We start from the raw sequence: 6,121 nt of genomic DNA on the forward strand, positions 1-6,121 counted from the left end.
GCCATGTGACATCCATCCGTCGGTGATTCAGAAGTCGGGTCAGGAGCACGCCGAAGCCCGGGTGATTCGCCATGGTGCGCATTTTCCAACCTCAGGCGTTTGCGGCGAGGTTGAGCGCCGTGACGGCTTGGACGATTCCGGTGGTCCGCGTGGTGCTGCACCGGAGCTCGCGCAGAAGCCGCCAGGGCTTGCGGGTGGCCACGGCCTGCTCGCCGGGCGTGCGGATCATGGCGTGGAAGGCGTTGACAGCGCGCTGCCTGCCGGGAGTTTGTCCCAGCAGCCTCGGCAGGGAAAGGGACGGTGCCGCTGGCTCCTTGATAGGCCTTGTCCGCCCGGCAGCCACTGCCGGCCCGGACCAGGGCGGCGGTGATGTCGTGGGTGCGCGCGGCCTTGATGTCGTGGACGGAGCCGGGCAGTGCGGGCGAAGCCCTCAGCAGGCGGCCGAATCGGCCGGGGGAGACCCGCACCTTCATGCCGTGTTTCTTGTGCTTGCGGTGAGTGGAAAGGACGGTCCGCGGCCATGCGGCCGATCGGCGGCAGCGTGCCGTTCCAGGACCACGAATGCCTTTGCTGCCGCTGTTGTGATGGCCTGTTCGAACCGGCACAGTCCGAGGCGCGACTGTGGATTCCGGTGACCCGCACCCCGGTCTGAGCCGGGCGCCAAGTGACGTACCGGGGGCGAGCCGCCCGGCCCCAGAACGTGCGGATCGCCGGTGATCGGACAGAAGCTGTCTAGGTCATCCGGCCCAGCACCTCCCGCACCCGCCGCACGTCCCGCAGCCGTCGTTCGTACGTCGCACCGACGGCGAGCAGCAGTAGTCCGGCGAGTGCGGGAGGCACCCAGCGGGGAAGGGCGTCGGCGACCTGCACCAGGTAGGGGGTCAACTCGTGCAGTGCGTTCAGCACGAGCACCCCGCCACCCAGCAGCAGCGGCGCCTGCATCCGGTGTCGGGCACCCACCAGGGTGACCAGCAGTGCCGCCGCGCCCAGCAGCCACGGGCGGAGGGCGTACATCTCGGTCCAGGCGGCCGCGAGGCTCGGCACGAGCGTGGTGGCTAGACCGGGGCCGTACGCCACCCACGACGACGCCTGCGGATCCCGGCGCCTTCGCATCGCGCCCATCACGAGCGCCGCGGCGGACACCGGCACCGTGTACGCCTCCGGTGCCGTGACGTCCCAGGCCGCGAGGCGCACCCAGGAGGCCAGAGCGAACAGCGCGGTGGCCGCATGGGCCGCCGGGCGGCGGTCGGCGCGCACGGCCGTCCCGGCGGTGATTACCGCGGACAGGGACAGCAGCAGGGAGAGCATCGCCGGATCGCTGACCGCCAACCCGATCGCCAGGAGACCGGCGACCGCACCCGTCACCTCGGCCACCACGGTCGTCCGCGCGTCGGCGGCCCGTGCGGCGGACAGCGCCGCCACGGCCGGGACCACGACCACGAGCAGCGCGGTGTGCTGCGGCACCCAGCCCGCCGCGGCGCCCACCGCGCAGGCCAGAGCGGCGCCGTACCCCAACGCGGCCGGGACCGTGACCGTGGCAAGGCGCTGCTTGAGGGACCCCGCCGCGAAGAGCGCCGTCAGGGCGGTGAGCACCCCCACGGTCGCGAACCGCGTCGGCAGCGAGAGGAACGCGAGCGAGACGGACGTGACGAGGGCGAGCACCAACGCCGGGAGCGGGCCCGTGCTCTCCGTCAGCCGGGACCGCGTCGCCACCGCGAGCAGGCCCGCCGTCGCCAGCACCTCCACCACGAGAGCCGCCGGGTAGGGCACGCCCAGCACCACCGGGACGACCATGAGCGCGGACCACCCGAGCACCAGCACGCCCATCAGCGCCCTGGGCCGCCACGTCGTAGCGCGGACCGCGAGCGCGAGGACGGCGGCGACGGCGGCCAGGACCAGCGGCGCAGTCTGCAGGTGCGGCAGCCACGGCGCGCCCACCGATACGGCTTCCCGGGCACCGCCCGGTGCCCCCGACCACACCCGCGTCGCCCAGCCGGTCGGCCCCAGCAACGTCAGGGCGAGCAGGGGCAGCGCCCACAGGACCGCCAGACCCTGCACGGCGGCGGAGGCGAGGGCGAGGCCGCGCCGCACCGGCTCCGGCAGCCGACCGACCCGTACCGCCGTCAGTAGCGCGATCCCGAAGGCGAGATGAGCGGGAACCAGCCAGGTGGCCGGCAGCGCCGGACGGACGATGCCGCCGAGCGCGGTGACGGCAAGCAGACCGACCGCGAGGGACAGCCCGACAGCGTGCCCCGCGGCACGATCCCGCCGTGCCGCGGCCAGCGCGACACCGGCCGCGAACAGCAGCAGCGCGGCCGCAAGGGTTCCAGCGCCCGGACCGCCGGCCGTCCACGCCAGCCGGGCCGCACCCAGCGCGCCCCACACTCCCATGGCGTACGCGCCGACCGTGGCGGTGATCCGCACCAGCCTGGTCGCAGCGCGCAGGGCTACCGCCGTGTCGCACGCGGCCGTCACGAGCAGCGCGCCGGTGATCCCGTACTGCCCCGCGTCGGCCGCCACCGCCCCCAGCAGCAGCGGCAGCTGCGCCGCGGTCAGCGCGGCCGGAAGCGGCAGCCGGAGCGCCCCCGTGCGCGGCAACAGCCCGTAACCCGTCCACACGGCCGCCAGCACCGCCGACGATCCAGCCGCGTACGCCGTGGTGTCCACGCCGGTGAGGGCGACCGCGTGCAGCGCGTAGGCGTCGAGCACCGTGAGCACCAGCGCGAGTCCCGCCACCGCCTCGGCCGTCGAGCGCAGGCCTCGTCCCAGCAGCGGCAGCGGAGCGGTCAGGGCGGCCACCGTGACCGCACCCAGCACCAGCGAGCGTCCGGCGATTCCCAGGTGTCCCCAGCTGACCAGCGTGAACGCGATCGCCGCGATGGTCAGCAGCATGCCGCCCAGGAGCAACAGCACATTCTGCACGCGCGGCGCGGTGGCCTCCGGGCGGTGCAGCGCGGGCGTGGCCGCGGGCGGCACCGGACTGGGCTGCGGCAGCGAGGGCAGACGGCCGATCAACCAGGCGCGGCGCGCCAGCAACTGGAGGCGTCGAGCGTCCAGTTGCCACAACTCGGCGTCGATGAGCCGCAGCTCCTCGGCCGGTGGCAGAACATGTGTCATGGTTCGGAGTGTGGGCCGCGCCAGGTCGTACTGCATGAGCGCACCTACTCAGAACGTACTCAGGTCCCGGGAGAGGGCCTCGCCGGGCGGGTAGCGTCGGCGCAAGCACTGGACGCACCACCGCTTCCTCAGCCGAGGCCGCACAAGAGGCGGGGCGGACACATCGGGGACAGGCCGTTGCGCGGTCGGCTTGACGCAGCGGCCATCACGCACGCAGCCGACGGGATCGCCGACGCCCTGGACCAGCGCGGCGGCGCCTGGCGGATGATCTCCCGGGCAGGGTGACGGCCATGAGCCGCCGCACCTCCGGTTCCTCGGAACCCCGGATGCGGCCGGCGATCGACGTCCCCGACGGCACGGACCGGCTCCTGACTGAACACCAGAACATCCGTCTGACGCCGGGCATGCGGTTCTTCTGCTCGCCCCCCGTGCCCAAGCCGAACGGGCCGGCTGGCAGCCCGTTCTGGCCGGGCCGGTGGGGCTCTGCGGGGAGCTACGCACCCATGAACCCGTGGCTCCGCGCTACTTTCGCCACGTGCAGCGTGTAGCTCTGGTACCACTCGGGTTGCGTGCGCTCTTGCGCCGCGCGGTGCTCGCGCTGCGGCGCCACTCCGTGAGGGCATCGGCGTCCGTGATCCACACCCCGCAGCTGTTGCGCGGCTGACTACGGCCTCGAAGGTCCGGATCAGCCATGGGTATCAAAGCCGCTACGACCGAGTGCTGCTCGGATCTGGCTGAGCCACTCTGTGCCCAGCTGGCGCCCGTTCGGGAGTTGGTCGCCTCGATCCCAGCGCCACGTTGCGATCATCGCCAGTACGAGGACCCGGCACTCGCGCAGCAAGTCTTGATCGACACCCGGATAGTGCTCGCTGACTTCTTCGGGGGCGTGGGCGAGGTCGAATTCGACAGGCCCACGGCAACACGTCTCAAGGTCGATGAACAGCAACCCGTTCTTCGTGGTGAGCAGATTGCCCGGGTGCGGCTCGCCGTGCAGCAGCTGCTCGGCGCCGCCGCGCTCGCCGATCAGTCGTCTCAGGCTTCGTAACACGTCGCCGAGCAGCTCCCGGTCCGCGTCGGCGAGCGCTGGAGTGCGGTCGCGGTTCGCCACGAGTTGTTGAGCCTGCTCGACTCGATCCGTGAAGTGCGGGGTCGGGACATCGAGCTCGCGCATGCCGGCATGCAGCCGCTCAAGCGCGTGGGCGTAGTCGCCTGGTGAGACCTCTCGAGGTGTCACGGGTTCGTAGTAGGTCCATAGCGTGACCACGAAGCCGTCACGCTCATAGACGCGTGGCTCCACTCGAGGTTCGAGAGCAGCCACAGGGCACCCGGATTCGGCGAGCCGCCGAGCAAGCTCCACTTCGAACCGTGCGACCTGATGCGCTACAGGTGCCACCCGGGCCAGGACGTCACAAGGGAGCAGACGCAGAGTGAGCTTGTTCGAGTCATGAAGAACGATCGCGTCGTCGACCGTCAGGCCAAGTGATGACGCGGTCGACATGGCCGCGGCCAGCGCACTCGGGACCTCTGACGCCTGCATCGTCGCCGGCCCCTCTCCCTTGAGCGCTGCCATAACTCCCCAAGCGGTGCAACCTGCGCACCGCACCAAGTTGTCGATAGAGAGCCCAAGGGCGCGCCTTTCCGATAGTAGCCGCGGTAGGGCAGTTCCCTCAGGCGGACTTCCGCACGACCAGACGTGTCGGGGTGACCACAGTGGACGGCGGAGGACCGCCGTCTCGCGACGCAGGCTCGTCCGATGTCCGCTTGAACAGCAGCCGTGCCATCAGGCGCCCCATGTCCTCGATGTCCTGGTGCACGGTAGTCAGCAGTGGCTCCGTCGCCGGGGCGATGGTCGCGAGGTCGTCGAAGCCGACCACCGCCACGTCCTCGGGTACGCGGCGCCCGCGTTCGCGTAGTACGCGCAGGGCACCGGAAGCCATGAGGTCCGAGGCGACGAAGACCGCATCCAGGTCGGGGCACCGGTCGAGGAGCACGGCCATGGCGTCGGCGCCGCCCTGCATCGTGAAGTCGCCCTCGGCGATGAGTGTGGGTGGGGCGTCGAGGAGTACGTCCCGGTAGCCATCGAGGCGGTCGATCGCAGACGCTTGGTTGAGTGGGCCAGTGATGGTCCCGATGCGTCGGCATCCCAGTGATACGAGGTGCCGGACGGCTTCTCTGGCTCCGCCGCGGTTGTCGGCATCGACGTAGGTGTGGCTGTGACTGCGGTGGCCGGAACCGATGGCCGGGCGACCGCCGAAGACGGCGGGTAGGCCGATGTGCTCGACCATGGCGGGCAACGGGTCGTCGGTGCGCAGCGAGAACAGCAGGGCGCCATCAACGTGGCCGCCGCCCAGGAAGTTTCCGACGCGCGGATAGTCGTCCGGCTCCTCGATGAACAGAAGCACCGGCTGCGCTCCTTGCTGGAAGAGTTCGTGCCGGATGCCTCGCAGGTGGCAGTCGAAGTACGGGTCCACGAAGAGCCGGTTCTGCGGTTCGGTGACCACGACGGCGACGGCGTTATTGCGGCGGGTGACCAGGCTTCGGGCGGCTTGGTTGGGTACGTAGCCGAGTTCGGCCACGGCCTGTCGGATGCGTTCAGCGAGCGCAGCCCGCACTCTGGGCTCGCCGTTGATCACACGGGACACCGTAGACTTCGACACCCCTGCCCGGCGCGCTACGTCCTCAAGTGTGGGGCGATGTCCGTTCGACCGTTCCGTCAACACCTTCTCCGATGCGCGCAGTTTCTCGGGCGCTGGACACGTTGTCCGTCGACCGCCGGCATTGGCAGTTGAATTCGGCCCGGTGCCAGTCCTGTTCGGGCAGGGCGACCCGGGTGCTCCGACGACGAGAGGATCCTGCCGTTCTCTGCGTCGGCCTCGACGGACCGGCCCCCCACGACCCCATCGTCGAGGGGGGCCGCCAGCGGGGGGGGCGGCGCGCCCCCACGCCGACGGCTTACGGCGCGGCGGCCGCGGCGGGTGCGACGAGCAGGTAGGTGTCGGGCTCG

The 6,121-nt window shown here is 71.2% G+C and carries 3 protein-coding genes and 1 pseudogene; all 4 read right to left on the reverse strand.

From position 1 onward, the window contains the following. Positions 1 to 91: 91 nt before the first annotated feature. A pseudogene (locus ACFW2E_RS39230) lies at positions 92 to 595 on the reverse strand (transposase family protein); the annotation flags it as partial. A 137-nt stretch (positions 596 to 732) separates the two neighbouring features. Continuing rightward, on the reverse strand, positions 733 to 3,117 hold the full coding sequence (locus tag ACFW2E_RS39235) for an SCO7613 C-terminal domain-containing membrane protein (protein WP_384474565.1): 2,385 nt from the start codon (positions 3,115 to 3,117) through the stop codon (positions 733 to 735). Between the two features lie 685 nt (positions 3,118 to 3,802). Continuing rightward, positions 3,803 to 4,654 (reverse strand): phosphotransferase enzyme family protein, encoded by an 852-nt coding sequence (locus tag ACFW2E_RS39240; RefSeq protein ID WP_384474571.1) that lies wholly within the window; start codon positions 4,652 to 4,654, stop codon positions 3,803 to 3,805. Positions 4,655 to 4,784: 130 nt separating this feature from the next. Beyond that, on the reverse strand, positions 4,785 to 5,834 hold the full coding sequence (locus tag ACFW2E_RS39245; RefSeq protein WP_384474568.1) for a LacI family DNA-binding transcriptional regulator: 1,050 nt from the start codon (positions 5,832 to 5,834) through the stop codon (positions 4,785 to 4,787). Between the last annotated feature and the right edge of the window lie 287 nt (positions 5,835 to 6,121).

The organism is Streptomyces sp. NPDC058964, from assembly GCF_042741275.1.
Lineage (GTDB): Bacteria > Actinomycetota > Actinomycetes > Streptomycetales > Streptomycetaceae > Streptomyces.